The sequence below is a fragment of the Bacillus sp. S4 genome (assembly GCF_040838205.1).
GTDB lineage: Bacteria > Bacillota > Bacilli > Bacillales > Bacillaceae_G > Bacillus_A > Bacillus_A cereus_U.
Genome location: NZ_JBFPJI010000045.1, coordinates 1 through 18,387, shown reverse-complemented (window position 1 = coordinate 18,387; position 18,387 = coordinate 1). Strand labels below are relative to the sequence as shown.

The window sequence follows — 18,387 nt, the reverse complement described above, 5'->3', positions numbered from 1 at the left end:
TCACTTGATTTATTTGAAAAGGAGAGTAAACTAGGAAACAATAAAAAACTCATAGAACATAGGGGGCGCTTTCAAGTGAACGAGCAGTGGATTTTCTTAAATGGAGAATTTGTTCCAAAAGACGAAGCAAAGGTTTCAGTATATGATCATGGCTATTTATATGGCGATGGAGTGTTCGAAGGAATTAGGGTATATAGCGGTAATGTTTTCCGTTTGAGAGAGCATCTTGTCCGGTTATATGAATCAGCGAAATCCATCATGTTAGAAATTCCATATACGTTAGAAGAAGCAATGAAAATCGTTGTTGAAACGATTCGACAAAACAAACTATCTAATGGATATATCCGCCTCGTTGTATCAAGGGGACCTGGGAATTTGGGATTAGATCCCGATTCTTGTACGAAACCAAATGTAGTAGTAATTGCAGAGCAATTATCTTTATTCCCACAAGAATATTATGAAAAAGGGATTCCGATTATAACAGTTGCAACGCGTCGTAATCGCCCGGATGTTTTATCGCCTCAAGTAAAATCTTTAAATTACTTAAATAATATTTTAGTTCGCATTGAGGCGAAACTAGCTGGAGTACAAGAAGCACTTATGTTAAATGACCAAGGATATGTAGCTGAAGGCTCTGGAGATAACGTATTTATTGTGAAGGGAAATAAATTAATTACACCACCAAGTTCTGCTGGAGCGTTAGAAGGTATTACACGAAACGCGATTTTAGAAATCGGCGAAAAACTTGGATATGACGTAAGAGAAGAATTATTTACAAGGCACGATGTATATGTAGCTGATGAAGTGTTTTTAACAGGAACAGCTGCTGAAGTAATTGCTGTTACGACAGTAGATGGAAGAACGATTGGTTTAGGGAGAACAGGGCCACATACGAATCGTTTATTAGAAGAATTCCGTAAATTAGTTGTAGAAGATGGAGAGAAAATTTACGAAGAAAATAAAGTTGGATAATAGCTCTTTATGACATGATAAAGCGTTGATAGGGAGGAGTAGTTGACTGTGAAGCCTCACAGAGAGTCGGTGGTTGCTGGAAACCGATGGTTCACGTCGACGAACATCACCCTTGAGTGCTAAGCTGAAGTGTTTATTTAGGCTTAGACGGTAGCTCCGTTATTAGCTAGACTCATATCCCGAGTCACTGAGGCAAGAGTAATCTTGCAAAGAAGGGTGGTACCGCGAAATCTTTCGTCCCTTCAGCACATAGCTGGAGTGTGGACGTAGGATTTTTTTATTTTATAAATGGTTTAAAAAAGGGGGCTTATAAGAAAAATGTCTTCAAAAACGGAAGAGAAACTGGCAACTGGTGCACAGCTATTGTTAGAAGCGCTAGAAAAGGAAGAAGTAGAAGTGATTTTCGGGTATCCAGGTGGTGCGGTTTTACCTCTATATGATGCGCTTTATGATTGTGAAATCCCGCATATTTTAACGAGGCATGAGCAAGGTGCAATTCATGCTGCTGAAGGATATGCAAGAATTACAGGGAATCCAGGAGTGGTAATTGCAACAAGTGGACCGGGTGCTACAAATGTTATTACTGGTTTAGCTGACGCGATGATTGATTCATTACCGCTTGTTGTATTTACAGGGCAAGTAGCAACAACGTTAATCGGAAGTGATGCTTTCCAAGAAGCAGATATTATGGGGCTTACGATGCCGGTGACAAAACATAATTATCAAGTGCGAAAAGCATCGGATTTACCCCGAATTATTAAAGAAGCATTTCATATCGCTAGAACAGGAAGACCGGGCCCAGTCGTAATTGATCTTCCGAAAGATATGGTAGTAGAGCAAGGCGAGAGATGTAGCGACGTACAAATGGATTTACCAGGATACCAGCCTAATTATGAACCGAATCTACTACAAATAAACAAATTATTACAAGCGATTGAGGTCTCAAAAAAGCCATTAATTTTAGCTGGAGCAGGTGTATTGCATGCGAAAGCATCGAAAGAATTAACAAGCTTTGCTCGCAAATATCATATTCCAGTTGTTCATACATTACTTGGTCTTGGCGGGTTTCCGCCAGATGATGAACTATTTCTAGGGATGGGAGGAATGCACGGTTCATACACCGCAAATATGGCGTTATATGAATGTGACTTACTTATTAATATAGGTGCAAGATTTGATGATCGCCTTACTGGGAATTTAGCTTATTTTGCTAAAGAAGCGATTGTCGCACATATAGATATTGATCCAGCGGAAATTGGGAAAAATGTGCCGACTGAAATCCCTATTGTTGCGAGTGCGAAGCAAGCATTAGAAGCTATACTCACTTTTAAAGAAGGGGAAGTAGATTACAATGATTGGCTTTCGTTATTGAATAGTAGAAAAGAAAAATATCCTCTTTCTTACAAAGAACATGCAGAACGTATTAAACCTCAATATGCAATTGATATGCTATACGAAATTACGAAAGGAGAAGCGATTGTAACAACAGATGTTGGGCAACATCAAATGTGGGCAGCTCAATATTATCCATTGAAAAACCCAGATAGATGGGTAACTTCTGGGGGATTGGGAACAATGGGCTTCGGGTTTCCAGCAGCAATAGGTGCACAAATCGCAAAGCCTGAAGAACTAGTTATTGCAATTGTCGGTGATGCTGGATTTCAAATGACCTTGCAAGAACTTAGTGTGTTGAAAGAGCATTCTTTACCGGTTAAAGTTTTTATTTTAAATAATGAAGCTTTAGGGATGGTAAGACAATGGCAAGAGGAATTTTATAATAGGCGATATTCGCACTCCTTACTTTCATGCCAACCAGATTTTGTCGCACTTGCCAATGCATATGGCATAAAAGGTGTTCGTATTGAAGACCCACTTCTTGCAAAGCAACAATTACAGTATGCAATTGAATTAAGAGAGCCAGTCGTAATTGATTGCCGCGTACTTCAATCTGAAAAGGTTATGCCGATGGTTGCACCAGGGAAAGGGGTTCACCAAATGGAGGGGGTGGAGAAAAGGTGAAGAGAATTGTAACAGCGACAGTTCGAAATCAAAGCGGTGTGTTAAATCGAATTACAGGTGTTATGACACGTAGACATTTTAATATTGAAAGTATTTCAGTAGGTCATACGGAATCATCGGATATTTCGAGAATGACGATTGTTGTACACGTTGAAAATGAACAGCAAGTTGAGCAGTTAATTAAACAACTTCATAAGCAAATCGACGTACTGAAAGTATCAGATATTACAGAAGAAGCGATGATCGCTAGAGAACTTGCACTTATTAAAGTAGCAACGTCTGTAGCAAGAGCAGAATTATATAGTTTAATTGAACCATTTCGAGCCACTGTAATAGATGTTGGGAAGGATTCCATGGTGGTGCAAGTAACAGGTACTCAGGAGAAAGTAGAAGCGTTAATTGAATTACTTCGTCCATACGGTTTGAAAGAAATTGCTAGAACAGGTGTAACAGCATTTACACGTAGTATGAAAAAACAAGATAAACAAGTTATGTTAATTCAATAATTATTTAAAAAATAGGGGGAAATGAAAATGGCGAAAGTTTATTATGAAAAAGACGTAACGGTAAATGTATTAAAGGAAAAGAAAGTAGCAATCATCGGATATGGATCGCAAGGCCATGCGCATGCACAAAACTTACGTGATAACGGATTTGATGTAGTAGTTGGACTGAGGAAAGGGAAGTCATGGGATAAGGCGAAAGAAGACGGATTTTCTGTATATACAGTAGCGGAAGCAGCAGAAAAAGCGGAGGTAGTAATGATTCTACTACCTGATGAATTACAGCCAGAAGTATATGAAGCTGAAATTGAACCAAACTTACAGGCAGGTAATTCTCTTGTGTTCGCACATGGCTTTAATGTTCACTTTGATCAAGTAAAACCGCCAGCTAATGTAGACGTATTTCTAGTAGCACCGAAAGGTCCAGGACATCTAGTACGTCGTACGTTTGCAGAAGGGGGAGCTGTTCCTGCATTATTTGCAGTATATCAAGATGCAACAGGAGTTGCGACTGAAAAGGCACTTTCATATGCAGATGGAATTGGGGCGACGAGAGCAGGTGTATTAGAAACAACGTTTAAAGAAGAAACAGAAACAGATTTATTCGGAGAGCAAGCTGTACTTTGCGGCGGAGTGACTGCACTTGTAAAAGCGGGATTTGAAACGCTAGTTGATGCTGGCTATCAACCTGAACTTGCATATTTTGAATGTTTACATGAACTGAAATTAATTGTTGACCTTATGTATGAAGGCGGACTTGAAAATATGAGATACTCAGTTTCAGATACAGCGCAGTGGGGTGACTTCGTATCAGGGCCACGTGTTGTTACTGAAGATACAAAGAAAGCGATGGGGGAAGTATTGGCAGAAATTCAAGATGGTACATTTGCAAGAGGCTGGATTACAGAGCATAAAGCAGGAAGACCAAATTTCCAGGCGACAAATGAGAAAGAAAATGAACATGAAATCGAAGTAGTTGGACGTAAATTACGTGAAATGATGCCTTTTGTACAGCCGCGAGTAAAGGTAGGGATTAAATAATATGAAGCAGATTTTGTTCATGGATACGACGCTTCGTGATGGCGAACAATCACCAGGAGTTAATTTAAATGAACAAGAGAAATTACAAATTGCGAGGCAACTAGAGAGACTTGGTATTAATGTAATGGAAGCTGGATTCGCAGCGGCTTCTGAAGGTGATTTTCAATCGGTAAAACGTATCGCAAATACCATTCAAAATGCTACTGTTATGAGTTTAGCTAGAGCAAAGGAAAGCGATATTCGAAGAGCATATGACGCAGTGAAAGGTGCTGTCTCTCCTCGATTACACGTATTTTTAGCTACGAGTGATATTCATATGAAATATAAGCTGTGTATGTCGAAAGAAGATGTATTAGATAGTATTCATCGCTCGGTTACACTTGGAAAATCATTATTTCCAACAGTGCAATTTTCAGCAGAAGATGCGACAAGAACATCGAGAGCATTTTTAGCTGAAGCAGTAGAAGTAGCGATTCGTGCAGGAGCGAATGTAATCAATATTCCTGATACAGTTGGATATACGAATCCAGAAGAATATTATTCTCTTTTTAAATACTTAAAAGAATCCGTTCCTTCGTATGAAAAAGCAATTTTCTCTTGTCATTGTCACGATGATCTTGGGATGGCAGTAGCGAACTCGTTAGCTGCAGTTGAAGGCGGAGCGTTACAAGTAGAAGGAACGATTAATGGAATTGGAGAAAGAGCAGGAAATGCAGCCTTAGAAGAAGTCGCAGTTGCTCTCCATATTAGAAAAGATTTCTATGAAGCAGAGTCCTCTATGACGTTAAAAGAAATTAAAGCGACAAGTACATTAGTAAGTCGTTTAACAGGTATGGTTGTACCGAAAAATAAAGCGATTGTTGGAGCAAATGCGTTCGCTCATGAATCAGGTATTCATCAAGATGGTGTTTTAAAAGAAGTGACGACATATGAAATTATTGAACCGGCGCTTATAGGTGAATCTCAAAATCTATTTGTACTTGGAAAACATTCTGGACGTCACGCATTTACGGAAAAAATGAAAGAATTAGGCTACGAATTTACAAACGAAGAACGAGATGCGGTGTTTGCAGCATTTAAAAAATTAGCTGATCGAAAAAAGGAAATTACAGAAGAAGATTTACGTGCGCTTATGCTTGGTGAAGCAGCATTTTCGGCACAACAATATAGCATTACGCAATTGCAAGTACACTTCGTATCAAATAGTACACAGTGTGCAACGGTTGTACTAAAAGATGAGGAAGGGAATATGTACGAAGATGCAGCAACTGGTTCTGGAAGTATTGAAGCAATCTATAATGCAATTCAAAGAATTTTAGGATTAGAATGTGACTTAGCGGATTATCGCATACAATCTATAACGCAAGGTCAAGATGCACTTGCACATGTTCATGTTGAATTAAAAGAAGGAACTCATCAAGTATCAGGTTTTGGTGTTGCGCAAGACGTATTAGAAGCATCGGCGAGAGCGTACGTTCATGCGGCGGGAAAATTAAAATCTTTTATTACTCTTGTGAAGTAACTGTTTGATAAGTAAGGGACTCGTCCCTTACTTATCAAAATGTATTTCTGAAAATTCAGATAAAAAGGAGTGTTTTACTTGGAAAAACGTATCGTTTGTTTAGCGGGTGATGGTGTTGGTCCGGAAGTTATGGAAAGCGCGAAGGAAGTATTGCATATGGTAGAGAGGTTATATGGACATCATTTTCATTTACAAGATGAGTACTTTGGCGGAGCTGCTATCGATTTAACTGGGCAACCATTACCACAGCGAACACTTGCCGCTTGTTTAGCGAGTGATGCGGTTTTACTTGGAGCGGTTGGTGGACCACGGTGGGATGATGCGAAAGAAAGGCCAGAGAAAGGATTATTAGCTTTAAGAAAAGGACTTGGTGTATTTGCAAATGTTCGCCCTGTAACAGTAGAAAGCGCAACTGCACATTTATCGCCATTAAAAAACGCAGATGAAATTGACTTCGTTGTCGTTCGTGAACTAACAGGTGGTATTTATTTCTCTTATCCAAAAGAAAGAACGGAAGAATCGGCAACTGATACACTTACGTACCATCGTCATGAAATTGAACGTATCGTGTCGTATGCTTTTCAATTAGCGAGTAAGAGAGAGAAAAAAGTAACGTCTATTGATAAAGCGAATGTTTTAGAATCTAGTAAACTGTGGAGAGCTGTTACGGAAGAAGTAGCTCTTCGTTATCCTGATGTTGAATTAGAGCACATTTTAGTAGATGCAGCTGCTATGGAGTTAATTCGGAATCCAGGACGTTTTGATGTAATTGTAACCGAAAATTTATTTGGTGACATTTTAAGTGACGAGGCCTCTGTATTGGCAGGGTCATTAGGAATGCTTCCATCAGCGAGTCATGCGGAAAACGGGCCGTCTTTATATGAACCTATTCACGGATCAGCACCAGATATTGCAGGGAAAAATAAAGCGAATCCAATTGCGATGATGCGTTCAGTTGCGATGATGCTCGGACAATCATTTGGATTAACGAGAGAAGGGTATGCAATTGAATCCGCAATATCTGCAGTTCTTAAATCTGGAAAATGTACAGCTGATATTGGGGGAGATGAGACGACAACTTCATTTACGAAGGCGGTTATTCAAGAAATGGAAGAGCAAGCGCTAGTAGGGAGAGGACGATAATGGGCAAAAGATTACTAGATAAGCTTTGGGAGAGACATGTAGTTGCAACGAATGAAAATGGATTGGATTTATTATATATCGATCTTCATCTCGTTCATGAAGTAACGTCACCGCAAGCCTTTGAAGGCTTGCGGCTGGCAAATCGAACTGTCCGCAGACCGGAATTAACGTTTGCAACGATGGATCATAATATTCCGACGATAGATGTTTGGAATATTACCGATCGTATTGCGAAGCAGCAATTGGATACACTTCGTGAGAACTGTAAACAATTTCAGGTGTCATTAGCTGATATTGGTGATGAAGAGCAAGGAATCGTTCACGTTATAGGACCAGAACTTGGACTCACGCAGCCAGGGAAAACGATTGTTTGTGGTGATAGTCATACAGCCACCCACGGTGCTTTCGGAGCGTTAGCATTTGGTATTGGTACGAGTGAAGTAGAACATGTATTAGCAACGCAAACGTTGTGGCAACGAAAGCCGAAAGCGATGGGAATTGAATTAAAAGGAAAGTTACCAAAAGGCGTTTATGCAAAGGATATTATTTTGCATCTCCTTTCAAAGTACGGTGTAGCAGTTGGAACTGGATATGTAATGGAATTTTACGGTGAGACGATTCATGCTATGGAAATGGAAGAGAGGATGACACTTTGCAATATGGCAATTGAAGGGGGAGCGAAAGCTGGCATCATTGCACCAGATGAGAAAACATTTTCTTATGTAAAAGGGCGTGAATATGCACCGAAAGACTATGAAATGTTTACGGGAAAATGGTCGGAGCTTTATACAGATTCAGATGCAATTTATGATTTACATATTTCGGTAAATGTTACGGGTTTAGCACCGTATGTCACTTGGGGAACAAATCCTAGTATGGGTGTTCGAATTGATGAAAAATTACCAGAAAAACATGATGAAAATGATGAAAGAGCATATTCGTATATGGGATTGAGTCCTGGACAAAGTACTTTTGAAATTCCAGTTCAGCATGTCTTCATTGGGTCTTGTACAAATTCTCGATTATCTGATTTGGAAATTGCAGCATCTGTTGTAAAAGGGAAAAAAGTGAAAGACGGTGTGCGAGCCCTCGTTGTGCCTGGTTCTAAAAGGATAAGAGAAGCAGCGATGCAAAAAGGATTACATCACATATTTGAAGAAGCGGGATTTGAATGGAGAGAGCCTGGATGTTCAATGTGTCTTGGAATGAATCCGGATCAAGTGCCTGAAGGGGAGCATTGTGCATCTACTTCAAATCGTAATTTTGAAGGAAGGCAAGGGAAAGGAGCACGAACACATTTAGTAAGCCCAGCTATGGCAGCAGCAGCTGCGTTATATGGTCATTTTGTTGATATTAGAAAGGAGAATTATGATGGAGCCATTTCGTATTCATAAAGGTACTGCTGCAGTACTTATGAATGATAACATTGATACAGATCAAATTATTCCGAAGCAATATTTAAAGAGAATTGAAAGGACGGGATTTGGAAAATATCTATTTGATGAGTGGCGTTACGATAATGAGCGCCATGAAAATCCTAATTTCCCTCTTAATGCGCAAGAACGGAAAGGAGCAAGTATATTAATTACGGGTGATAATTTTGGATGCGGTTCATCAAGAGAACATGCTCCGTGGGCGCTTGCTGATTATGGTTTTCGCGTTATTATCGCCGGGGGATTTGCAGATATTTTTTATATGAATTGCATGAAAAATGGTATGTTACCGATTGTAATGGATAAAGAAATGCGTGAACAACTTGCTAAAACGGATGCGAGAGAACAAATAGAAGTAGATTTAGAGAATGAGGTAATTACAACGAATACGCATAGGTTTCATTTTACAATCGAAAAAATGTGGAAAGAGAAATTATTAAATGGTCTAGATGAAATTAGCATTACGATGCAATACGAACGAGAAATTGGAGAGTATGAAAGAGAGATAGCCTTATATTAAGAAATAACGGAATATTAAAAAATCTGTTTACATTCAGAATTAACTGTTATATACTATGTGAAAATCAGAGGAGAAAGGGAGTAAGTATTATGAATATCGTGCAATCTATTAAAATGCTTACACAACTACATCATCATACATGAAACCCTTGAACCTAACGTGAAAACGTGTAGGCACAAGGGTTATTCCCGTTGTACCTACACTCTACTAAAGAGCCTTGTAGGTATTTTTTCTACAAGGCTCTTTTTATTTTCGGTTTAGGTGAATGGAATGAGCATACATTAGAGAGGGAAAGGTGTGTGAAATGAGATGGCAAAGTGGAAGCGCGCAAATCCGAATGGAACGAGGGATTACTTATTCGAAGAATGTACGTTAATTGAAGAAGTGGAACAAAAATTAAGACGGACCTTTTTAGGCAGAGGTTATGAAGAAATAAGGACACCTACAATTGAATTTTACGATGTTTTTGCATTTCAAAATAGGCCAATAGATGAAGAAAAGATGTATAAATTTTTTGATGAAAAAGGGCGGATTATCGTTTTACGCCCAGATATGACAATTCCTTTAGCAAGAGTAATAGGAACGCAGAGATGGGACACTCCTCTTAAAGTGACATATAGTGGAAATGTATTTCGGGCAAATGAGTCGCTTTCTGGAAAATATAATGAAATGGTACAAAGTGGTATTGAAATTATCGGGATTGATAATGTAAGAGCGGAAATTGAGTGTGTCATAAGCGTAATTCAAGCACTTCAAAAATTGAAGGTACAATCTTTTACAATTGAGATTGGGCAAGTGCAGTTATATAAATGTATTGTAAAAAAACTCTCCATTCATGATGAAGAAGAGAAGTTACTTAGAACATATATTGAGAGTAAAAATTATGCCGGTCTCTCAAATTTTATCGAAGAAAAAAAATTAGATCGGTGTGATGAAACAGTAAGATTACTTGAGAAACTACCAAGGTTATTCGGGAGTTTAGATGTTATTGAGGAAGCAGAAAAACTCGCCTCAAGTAATGAAATGAAAATGGCCATTGCAAGAGTGAAAGAAATATATGAAACAATTGAACAGTTAGGATATGGGCCTTACATATCAATTGATTTAGGTATGGTTCAACATTTGGATTATTATACGGGTGTTATTTTCAAAGGGTATATATATGAAATTGGAGAAGAGATTGTTAGTGGCGGAAGGTATGATGAATTAATTGGAAATTTTGGAGAGATGATGCCAGCGGTTGGGCTCGCGGTGCAAGTAAATCAAATAGTTAAGGCACTTCAAGAGCAGCAAGAACCATATAAACGAAAGAGAATAGATATTATGATTCATTATGGGTTAAATAGATTAGCAGAAGCGGAAAGGTTACGAAATTTACTTCAAAAGGACGGGAAGAATGCCCAGTTATCTTTATTCTCTAATTTAAACGATACTTTTCAATTTGCAAACAAGAATAAAATAATGACAGTCGTTGAGGCGAAGAGTGAATCACTAGTGGAATATGTATGGAGAGAGAAATGGATCATCCAGAAAGAAGGAGAGGCTTCATGCGTAACATTCAAATTGCGTTAACGAAAGGAAGATTAGAAAAGCATGTTATTCCACTGTTTGAGAAAATTGGAATTGATTGTTCGGAGCTCAAAGATAAAGGAAGAAAACTTGTGTTTAAAAGTAAAAACACAAACATTTCATTTATTTTAGTGAAAGCGGTAGATGTTGCTACTTATGTAGAACATGGCGTAGCTGATATTGGAGTCGTTGGAAAAGATATATTAATGGAATGTGAGAAAGATATATATGAGATGGTGGATTTAGGAGTAGGCGTGTGTAAATTTTGTGTCGCTTCTATTCCTACGTATAATCCGAAGAGTTATCGAAAAAAACGAATTGCTACGAAATATCCGCACATTACTTCTACATATTTTCATGATAAAGGGGAGGATGTAGAAATTATTAAAATAGAAGGATCTGTAGAGATTGCTCCACTTCTAGGGTTGGCAGATGCAATTGTGGATATTGTTGAAACAGGAAAAACATTACAAGAAAACGGGTTAATTGTATTTGAGGAAATGTGCTCTATATCAGCTCGAATGATTGTGAATAAGGCTGCATTGAAAACTAAAAAAGACGAAATATTCGGTATTATAAATATGATGGAACAAGAAATTTTGTCAGGAAAATAGGGGGACTTTAAATGGAGATAGTTTGTGAAGATTTCCAAGAGGTTTTATCGAAAATAAAATTGCTACGAGAAAGCGCTAATTTAATAGAAGAAACTGTTCAAAGAAGTGTAAGCGAAATTGTTCAAAACGTAAGGGAGAGTAAAGATAAAGCTGTATCGTTCTATACAAAAAAGTTTGATGGTGTAGAGATAAAAGATTTTCGTGTAAGTGCAGAAGAAATAAAACAAGCAAGTAAGTTTGTAGAACAAGCTTTTTTAGAAGCGTTAGAAGAGGCAAAGAAAAACATTGTCTCGTATCACGAAAAGCAAACAAGACAATCTATGTTCGATTGCGTGAGTGAAGGGGTAATTAGAGGACAGCTCATTCGGCCGTTAGAAAATGTAGGTGTATATGTGCCGGGCGGGACAGCTTCGTATCCTTCATCAGTATTAATGAATGTATTGCCAGCAAAACTCGCAGGAGTGAAAAAAATTGTAATGGTAACACCGCCGAGGCAAGGAGGAATTGATCCGCATATTTTAGCTGCTGCAAGTCTTGCAGGTGTAGATGAAATTTATATGGCCGGTGGTGCTCAAGCAATTGCTGCTCTAGCATATGGAACGGAATCGATTCCTAAAGTAGATAAAATAGTTGGACCTGGAAATTTATATGTTGCTCTAGCGAAGCGAGAAGTATATGGGATAGTCAATATCGATATGATTGCTGGACCATCAGAAATTGTAGTTATCGCAGATGAAACAGGAAATGCCGAATATATTGCTGCTGATTTATTATCACAAGCAGAGCATGATGAAAGAGCGACTGCTATTTGTATTACAACGAATGTACAGCTTGCTAAAGAAGTAGAAAGAGAAATAGAAAGACAGCTAGAGACGTTACCAAGAAGTGAAATAGCTCGTGAGTCAATAAAAAGAAATGGAGCAATTTTTATTGTCCCTTCTTTAGAAGAGGCGTTTCATTTATCAAATGAAATCGCTCCAGAACATTTAGAGTTACACATAAAAGAGCCAATGAATGCTCTAGCTTGTGTAAAGCATGCTGGATCAATTTTTCTTGGGCCATATGCACCTGAACCGCTCGGAGATTATTTGGCGGGGCCGAATCACGTATTACCGACAAGTGGAACAGCAAGGTTTTTCTCTCCGTTATCCGTCGATGATTTTGTAAAAAAATCAAGCTTCGTTTCTTATACGGAAGAAGCGTTAAGAAGTGTACAGCATCATATTGTAGAACTTGCAAATAAAGAAGGTTTACATGCACACGCAAGAGCGATCCAAATTAGGTTTAAGGAGGAAGAATAATGCGCCAATCTAGTCAAGTACGTGAGACGACTGAAACAAAGATTAAATTAAGTTTGCAGCTCGATGAAAGTACGAATGTTTCTGTGCAAACGGGAGTTGGTTTTTTTGATCATATGCTAACTTTATTTGCTAGGCATGGAAGATTCGGTTTGCAAGTTGAAGCTGAAGGTGATGTATTCGTTGATGCGCATCATACGGTTGAAGATGTTGGAATTGTACTCGGAACTTGCTTGAAAGAAGCATTGCAAAATAAAGAGGGCATTAACCGTTACGGCTCGGCGTATGTACCGATGGATGAATCTTTAGGATTTGTCGCGATTGATATAAGCGGGCGCTCATATATTGTATTTCAAGGTGAATTAACAAATCCGAAGCTTGGAGATTTTGACACAGAATTAACGGAAGAATTTTTTAGAGCAGTTGCCCATGCTGCAAATATTACGTTACATGCTCGCATTTTATACGGAAGCAATACACATCACAAAATTGAAGCTCTATTTAAAGCATTTGGTCGAGCGCTTAGAGAGGCAGTCGATAAAAATGCCAACATTACTGGTGTAAATTCAACGAAAGGGATGTTGTAATTGATTACTATTATAGATTATGGAATGGGGAATATTCGCAGTGTGGAACAAGCATTAAAATATATTAGAGCAGAGTACATCGTAACGGATGACAAAGAAGAAATATTGAGAAGTGATGGCGTTATTTTACCGGGAGTAGGTGCATTTCCGAAGGCGATGGACATTTTAGAAGAAAAAGATTTAGTATGTGTGCTAAAAGAAGTTGGAAGTTCAGGAAAACCACTTCTAGGTATTTGCTTAGGAATGCAGCTTTTATTTGAAAAAAGTGAGGAACTACAAGACTGTAACGGATTAAATTTATTGCCAGGTGTCATTAGAAAGTTAAAAGTTCCTTATAAAATTCCACATATTGGGTGGAATGAGTTGAAGAAAGATGGAGAAATACCGCTTTGGAATGGAGTAGAGGACGGTTCTTTCGTATATTATGTCCACTCTTATTATGCAGATTGTCCAAATGAAATTGTGTATGGGGCAAGTGAGTATGGAGTGCAAGTACCTGGTTTTGTAGCAAAAGGAAATATATTTGGCGCACAGTTTCATCCTGAAAAAAGTGGTGAAATTGGAATGCAAATGTTAAAAAATTTCAAAGGAGTGGTAGAAGCATGGAAATCTTCCCAGCTATCGATGTAAAAGAAGGGCGATGCGTAAGGCTGTATCAAGGAGAGTTTAGTAAAGAAACGGTGATGAATGAAGACCCAGTCGCACAAGCAATCATATTTGAAAAACTTGGAGCGAAAATACTACACGTTGTTGATTTAGATGGAGCAATTGCTGGGGAGTCAGTAAATTTACCTGTCATTGAAAAAATATGCAAGGCGGTACGTATTCCGGTGCAAGTTGGAGGAGGAGTTCGGTCACTCGCGGCAGTGGAGAAGTTGTTGTCAGTAGGTGTAGAAAAAGTGATATTAGGAACGGCTGCCCTTTACGATAAATCATTTTTAGAAGAAGCGGTTCGTCTATATAAGGAGAAAATCATAGTTGGAATTGATGCGAAAAATGGTTTCGTAGCAACAAGGGGCTGGCTCGATGTGTCTGAAATTTCGTACATCGATTTAGCGAAGCAAATAGAAAGCTTAGGTGTCCAAACGATTGTGTTTACGGACATTTCAAAAGATGGGACGCTTGCAGGACCAAATTTTGAGCAATTAGAGTTACTACAAAAAAGTGTGGGCATTCGTGTAATTGCATCTGGAGGTGTCGCATCTATTCAAGATGTAAAAAAATTAAATGATATGAATATATATGGCGTCATAATTGGAAAGGCACTTTACGAGAAAACGATTGATTTAGAAGAAGTGTTACAGGTAACAAAGCTATGTTAGCGAAACGAATTATTCCATGTCTAGATGTAAAAGCAGGGCGGGTCGTAAAGGGTGTAAATTTTATAGGGTTACAAGACGTCGGTGATCCTGTTGAAATAGCCGCATTATATAATGATGCGGGAGCAGATGAAATCGTATTTTTAGATATTACTGCGACGCATGAAGGGCGAAAAACGATTATAGATGTTGTAGAAAAAACTGCTTCAAAAGTATTCATTCCTCTCACAGTTGGCGGGGGGATTTCAAATGTGAGAGGAATGTACAATTTACTAAGAGCTGGAGCGGATAAAGTTTCAATAAACTCAGCGGCAGTGAGAAATCCGAAGTTAATCCAGGAAGGTGCAGAACATTTTGGCTCACAATGTATTGTCGTAGCAATTGATGCTAGAAAAGTAGCAGAAGATAAATGGAATGTATACGTAAATGGCGGAAGACTTAATACAGGGATGGATGCAATCGAATGGGCGAGACGCGTTGCCCAGCTCGGAGCAGGAGAAATTTTGTTGACGAGTATGGATGCAGATGGAACGAAAAACGGATATGATCTTCGTTTAACAGAAGCAATTTCAAACAGCGTTTCTGTCCCAGTAATCGCATCAGGTGGATGTGGTCATGTGGATCACATTATAGAAGTATTTCAAAAGACAACAGTTGATGCAGCATTAGCAGCATCAATCTTTCATTATGGTGAAGCGACTGTACAGGATGTAAAGCGAAAATTAAGAGAAGCAAACGTTGAGGTGCGGTTATGAAACCTAACTTTGCAAAAGGGTTGATACCAGCTGTTGTTATCGAGGAAGATACGAAAGAAGTTTTAATGTTAGCTTATATGAATGAAGAAGCGTATGACAAGACGCTGGAAACGAAAAGAACATGGTTTTATTCCCGTTCGAGACAATCGTTATGGAATAAAGGAGGTACATCGGGAAATATCCAATATGTGCAATCACTTTATTTAGACTGTGATCAAGATTCAATCGTTGTTGTCGTAAAGCAAGTAGGGCCTGCTTGCCATACGGGAGAAAAAACGTGTTTTCACTATAAAATTATATAGGGGGATACATATGGAAGATATTCTTAAGTTATTATTTGAAACAATTGAAGAACGAAAGAAAAATCCACTTTCTGAATCATATACGAATTATTTATTTTCAAAAGGTGAAGATAAAATTTTAAAGAAAATTGGTGAGGAGTGCACAGAAGTAATTATCGCGTCTAAAAATAATGATAAAGAAGAACTAGTGAAAGAAATGGTTGATGTATTTTATCACTGTTTTGTTTTATTAGCTGAAAAAAATATATCATTAGAAGATGTTATGAAGGAAGTGAAAGAACGAAACGGAAAGCTTTCGAGAGTAGGGGACAGAAGAGAAATAGATACATTATAGGGGGGATATGTATGAAAGTGGACTATCATATTCATTTAGAAGAAGGACCGTATTCAATAGGTTGGCTTGCTAAAATAAATGAAGCACTACAATATTATGAACCGCTTAAAGAAGAAAAACATTCTATGGAGTGGCTTATAAAAACGCAAGAACGTTTGCAAAAACGTGTGAAGGAAGGGCCGTTTACAGCAAAATGGATTGATTTATATTTAGAAGAAGCTTTACGAAAAGGTATAAAAGAAGTTGGTATTGTTGATCATTTATATCGTTTTCGCGAGGCGCAAGGATATTATGAGAAATATGTAGATATTAGTCATTCAAAGCTTGGTCGTTTACAGAAGGAATGGTTAGATCAAGTAAGAGTAACGTCTATTTCTGAATTTACAAAGGCGATTGAAGATGCAAAAGAGCGATGGAGTAAACGGGGGATAACGCTTAAGCTTGGAATTGAAGCAGATTATTTTATCGGCGGGGAACAAGAGTTAAAAGGTTTGCTAGCACTAGGAGACTTTGATTATGTAATCGGTTCGGTCCATTTTATAGATGGATGGGGATTTGATAATCCAGATACGAAAGAGTATTTTGATACGCATGAGTTACATACTTTATATCACACGTTTTTCGCTACAGTTGAAAGTGCCGTTCGTTCTGAGCTCTTTGATATAATAGCTCATCTTGATAACATAAAAGTATTTAATTACCGGTTAGATGAGAATAAACAGCTTTCTTATTATAAGGAAATTGCTCGTGCGTTAGTAGAAACAAATACCGCAACAGAAATAAATGCGGGATTGTACTATCGCTATCCTGTGCGCGAAATGTGTCCAAGTCCGCTTTATTTGCAAGTATTAGCTAAGTATGGAGTTCCGATTACTCTATCCTCAGATGCTCATTATCCGAATGATTTAGGAAAGTATGTGGAAGAGAATATAAAGACATTACGCAATCATGATATTTCTCACATAGCTACATTTACGAAACGAGTAAGAACGATGAGATTGCTTGAAGAAGAAGTAACAATTTCAAAATAAAACACGATTTTTTGATGAAAACGACCCTTTTTGTTCAAAATAAGAAAGAATGAAAAGGAGGGTGGAAAATGGCGAAACAACAAAATAAACAAAACGTACAAGCGGCAGATCAAGCGTATACTTCTGAAACGAATAATACAGCTAACTCAGTTATCGAGGAACAAATTAGTGATACAGTTGCAGAAGGAACAATCGATGCAAAGCTTGGGCAAGAATCGCAAGAGAAAGCGTAAGAAGAGGGGAGAGATGAATCTCCTCTTTTCTTATGGGTAAAAAAGTGTCGATTTTCAAAACTATAATCAAATTCCTTGGTTTTTACATGTGGATTTCTTACAATGAAATATAAGAGATATTTTATTTTGTATAGAAGAGGTGTTAGTAGTGGCGAAAATATTAGTTGCAGGGAAAATTCCAGAAATCGGATTAGAACTATTAAAGGATCATGATGTAGAAATGTACGATAAAGAAGAGTTAATTTCTTTAGATGAATTAACAGAGCGTGTAAAAGATAAAGATGCATTGTTAAGCTTACTTTCTACAAAGGTGACGAAAGAAGTTATTGATGCGGCACCTCATTTAAAGATTGTTGCAAACTACGGTGCTGGTTACGACAATATTGATTTTACGTATGCAGGAGAAAAAGGAATTGTAGTATCGAATACACCGAAAGTATCAACTGAAGCGACAGCAGAATTAACATTTGCACTTCTTTTAGCAGCGGCACGTAGAATTCCTGAAGGGGATACGTTATGTCGTACAACTGGATTTAACGGCTGGGCACCATTATTTTTCTTGGGCCGCGAAGTGCACGGTAAGACAATTGGAATTATTGGCCTTGGAGAAATAGGGAAGGCAGTTGCAAAGCGTGCGAAAGCATTTGGAATGGATATTTTATATACAGGGCCAAATCGTAAGCCTGAAGCTGAAAGTGAACTGGGAGCAACATATGTAACATTGGAAGAATTATTACAAACAGCGGACTTTATTACAATTAACTGTGCTTATACTCCGAAATTACATCATATGATTGATGAAGAACAGTTTAAAATGATGAAGAAAACAGCATATATTATAAATGCTTCACGTGGACCAATTATGCATGAATTTGCACTTGCTCATGCACTAAAAACGAATGAAATTGAAGGTGCAGCTCTTGATGTATTTGAATTTGAACCGAAAATTACAGAAGAGCTAAAAGGATTAAAGAATGTGGTACTTGCACCTCACGTAGGGAATGCAACGTTTGAAACGCGTGATGCGATGGCTGAAATGGCAGTAAGAAATATTTTAGCTGTATTAAACGGTGAAGAACCTGTAACACCTGTAAATCAAAAAGTATTGGTTACAAAATAAAAAGAAACCTTCCAATTTGAACTGTACCCCGAATCATGGACACTTAAAAAAAGCCCCATGATTCGGGGTTTT

At 38.0% G+C, this 18,387-nt stretch carries 20 protein-coding genes and 1 other annotated feature; all 20 genes read left to right on the top strand.

What is annotated here, in order from left to right:
• Positions 1-75: 75 nt before the first annotated feature.
• The 20 genes from ilvE to AB3X48_RS07880 all read left to right on the top strand — a co-directional run bounded on the left by ilvE (position 76) and on the right by AB3X48_RS07880 (position 18,315).
• Entirely contained in the window at positions 76-972 is an 897-nt protein-coding gene (gene ilvE, locus AB3X48_RS07975) for a branched-chain-amino-acid transaminase (protein WP_002030649.1), read from the top strand.
• Between the two features lie 16 nt (positions 973-988).
• Positions 989-1,217: a binding site (T-box leader), on the top strand.
• Between the two features lie 73 nt (positions 1,218-1,290).
• The gene (gene ilvB, locus AB3X48_RS07970; RefSeq protein ID WP_002158679.1) at positions 1,291-2,991 is read left to right on the top strand and encodes an acetolactate synthase large subunit; all 1,701 of its coding nucleotides are present in this window, start codon (positions 1,291-1,293) and stop codon (positions 2,989-2,991) included.
• Positions 2,988-3,497 (top strand): acetolactate synthase small subunit, encoded by a 510-nt coding sequence (gene ilvN, locus AB3X48_RS07965; RefSeq protein WP_016104283.1) that lies wholly within the window; start codon positions 2,988-2,990, stop codon positions 3,495-3,497. Before ilvB ends, ilvN begins: the two co-directional genes overlap by 4 nt.
• A gap of 27 nt (positions 3,498-3,524) precedes the next feature.
• Entirely contained in the window at positions 3,525-4,535 is a 1,011-nt protein-coding gene (ilvC, locus tag AB3X48_RS07960; RefSeq protein WP_133059479.1) for a ketol-acid reductoisomerase, read from the top strand.
• Position 4,536: 1 nt separating this feature from the next.
• Positions 4,537-6,057 carry a 2-isopropylmalate synthase gene (gene leuA / locus AB3X48_RS07955; protein ID WP_002158677.1) on the top strand — a complete coding sequence of 507 codons (1,521 nt, stop codon included), beginning with the start codon at positions 4,537-4,539 and terminating at the stop codon, positions 6,055-6,057.
• Between the two features lie 78 nt (positions 6,058-6,135).
• Complete coding sequence (gene leuB / locus AB3X48_RS07950; RefSeq protein ID WP_002158676.1) at positions 6,136-7,200, top strand: 3-isopropylmalate dehydrogenase; 1,065 nt, start codon at positions 6,136-6,138, stop codon at positions 7,198-7,200.
• A complete protein-coding gene (gene leuC, locus AB3X48_RS07945) occupies positions 7,200-8,594 on the top strand; it encodes a 3-isopropylmalate dehydratase large subunit (RefSeq protein ID WP_016104285.1) in 1,395 nt (464 codons plus the stop codon). Before leuB ends, leuC begins: the two co-directional genes overlap by 1 nt.
• On the top strand, positions 8,572-9,153 hold the full coding sequence (leuD, locus tag AB3X48_RS07940; RefSeq protein WP_002158674.1) for a 3-isopropylmalate dehydratase small subunit: 582 nt from the start codon (positions 8,572-8,574) through the stop codon (positions 9,151-9,153). The genes leuC and leuD overlap by 23 nt, the downstream gene beginning before the upstream one ends.
• Before the next feature lie 309 nt (positions 9,154-9,462).
• Positions 9,463-10,725 carry an ATP phosphoribosyltransferase regulatory subunit gene (locus AB3X48_RS07935; RefSeq protein ID WP_016104286.1) on the top strand — a complete coding sequence of 421 codons (1,263 nt, stop codon included), beginning with the start codon at positions 9,463-9,465 and terminating at the stop codon, positions 10,723-10,725.
• Positions 10,701-11,336: an ATP phosphoribosyltransferase gene (hisG, locus tag AB3X48_RS07930; protein ID WP_002202661.1), complete on the top strand. Its 636-nt coding sequence runs from the start codon at positions 10,701-10,703 to the stop codon at positions 11,334-11,336. The genes AB3X48_RS07935 and hisG overlap by 25 nt, the downstream gene beginning before the upstream one ends.
• Before the next feature lie 11 nt (positions 11,337-11,347).
• Positions 11,348-12,637: a histidinol dehydrogenase gene (gene hisD / locus AB3X48_RS07925; RefSeq protein ID WP_367959233.1), complete on the top strand. Its 1,290-nt coding sequence runs from the start codon at positions 11,348-11,350 to the stop codon at positions 12,635-12,637.
• A complete protein-coding gene (hisB, locus tag AB3X48_RS07920) occupies positions 12,637-13,221 on the top strand; it encodes an imidazoleglycerol-phosphate dehydratase HisB (RefSeq protein ID WP_002158670.1) in 585 nt (194 codons plus the stop codon). Before hisD ends, hisB begins: the two co-directional genes overlap by 1 nt.
• Complete coding sequence (gene hisH / locus AB3X48_RS07915; protein ID WP_002158669.1) at positions 13,222-13,851, top strand: imidazole glycerol phosphate synthase subunit HisH; 630 nt, start codon at positions 13,222-13,224, stop codon at positions 13,849-13,851.
• Positions 13,824-14,543 (top strand): 1-(5-phosphoribosyl)-5-[(5-phosphoribosylamino)methylideneamino]imidazole-4-carboxamide isomerase, encoded by a 720-nt coding sequence (gene hisA / locus AB3X48_RS07910; protein WP_016104288.1) that lies wholly within the window; start codon positions 13,824-13,826, stop codon positions 14,541-14,543. Before hisH ends, hisA begins: the two co-directional genes overlap by 28 nt.
• The gene (gene hisF / locus AB3X48_RS07905; RefSeq protein ID WP_002202659.1) at positions 14,537-15,295 is read left to right on the top strand and encodes an imidazole glycerol phosphate synthase subunit HisF; all 759 of its coding nucleotides are present in this window, start codon (positions 14,537-14,539) and stop codon (positions 15,293-15,295) included. The genes hisA and hisF overlap by 7 nt, the downstream gene beginning before the upstream one ends.
• Positions 15,292-15,597: a phosphoribosyl-AMP cyclohydrolase gene (gene hisI, locus AB3X48_RS07900; protein ID WP_002158666.1), complete on the top strand. Its 306-nt coding sequence runs from the start codon at positions 15,292-15,294 to the stop codon at positions 15,595-15,597. The genes hisF and hisI overlap by 4 nt, the downstream gene beginning before the upstream one ends.
• A 10-nt stretch (positions 15,598-15,607) precedes the next feature.
• The gene (hisE, locus tag AB3X48_RS07895) at positions 15,608-15,931 is read left to right on the top strand and encodes a phosphoribosyl-ATP diphosphatase (protein ID WP_002158665.1); all 324 of its coding nucleotides are present in this window, start codon (positions 15,608-15,610) and stop codon (positions 15,929-15,931) included.
• 11 nt (positions 15,932-15,942) lie between these two features.
• On the top strand, positions 15,943-16,962 hold the full coding sequence (locus AB3X48_RS07890) for a histidinol phosphate phosphatase domain-containing protein (RefSeq protein ID WP_016104290.1): 1,020 nt from the start codon (positions 15,943-15,945) through the stop codon (positions 16,960-16,962).
• A 68-nt stretch (positions 16,963-17,030) separates the two neighbouring features.
• Complete coding sequence (locus AB3X48_RS07885; protein ID WP_002158663.1) at positions 17,031-17,195, top strand: YozQ family protein; 165 nt, start codon at positions 17,031-17,033, stop codon at positions 17,193-17,195.
• Between the two features lie 148 nt (positions 17,196-17,343).
• On the top strand, positions 17,344-18,315 hold the full coding sequence (locus AB3X48_RS07880) for a 2-hydroxyacid dehydrogenase family protein (protein ID WP_256416045.1): 972 nt from the start codon (positions 17,344-17,346) through the stop codon (positions 18,313-18,315).
• The last annotated feature ends 72 nt before the right edge of the window (positions 18,316-18,387 follow it).

Coding starts and splice junctions, on each gene's coding strand:
- ilvB (WP_002158679.1), top strand. CDS start 1,291: ATGTCTTCAAAAACGGAAGAGAAACTGGCAACTGGTGCACAGCTATTG.
- ilvC (WP_133059479.1), top strand. CDS start 3,525: ATGGCGAAAGTTTATTATGAAAAAGACGTAACGGTAAATGTATTAAAG.
- leuA (WP_002158677.1), top strand. CDS start 4,537: ATGAAGCAGATTTTGTTCATGGATACGACGCTTCGTGATGGCGAACAA.
- leuC (WP_016104285.1), top strand. CDS start 7,200: ATGGGCAAAAGATTACTAGATAAGCTTTGGGAGAGACATGTAGTTGCA.
- leuD (WP_002158674.1), top strand. CDS start 8,572: ATGGAGCCATTTCGTATTCATAAAGGTACTGCTGCAGTACTTATGAAT.
- AB3X48_RS07935 (WP_016104286.1), top strand. CDS start 9,463: ATGGCAAAGTGGAAGCGCGCAAATCCGAATGGAACGAGGGATTACTTA.
- hisG (WP_002202661.1), top strand. CDS start 10,701: ATGCGTAACATTCAAATTGCGTTAACGAAAGGAAGATTAGAAAAGCAT.
- hisD (WP_367959233.1), top strand. CDS start 11,348: ATGGAGATAGTTTGTGAAGATTTCCAAGAGGTTTTATCGAAAATAAAA.
- hisB (WP_002158670.1), top strand. CDS start 12,637: ATGCGCCAATCTAGTCAAGTACGTGAGACGACTGAAACAAAGATTAAA.
- hisA (WP_016104288.1), top strand. CDS start 13,824: ATGGAAATCTTCCCAGCTATCGATGTAAAAGAAGGGCGATGCGTAAGG.
- hisF (WP_002202659.1), top strand. CDS start 14,537: ATGTTAGCGAAACGAATTATTCCATGTCTAGATGTAAAAGCAGGGCGG.
- hisI (WP_002158666.1), top strand. CDS start 15,292: ATGAAACCTAACTTTGCAAAAGGGTTGATACCAGCTGTTGTTATCGAG.
- hisE (WP_002158665.1), top strand. CDS start 15,608: ATGGAAGATATTCTTAAGTTATTATTTGAAACAATTGAAGAACGAAAG.
- AB3X48_RS07890 (WP_016104290.1), top strand. CDS start 15,943: ATGAAAGTGGACTATCATATTCATTTAGAAGAAGGACCGTATTCAATA.
- AB3X48_RS07885 (WP_002158663.1), top strand. CDS start 17,031: ATGGCGAAACAACAAAATAAACAAAACGTACAAGCGGCAGATCAAGCG.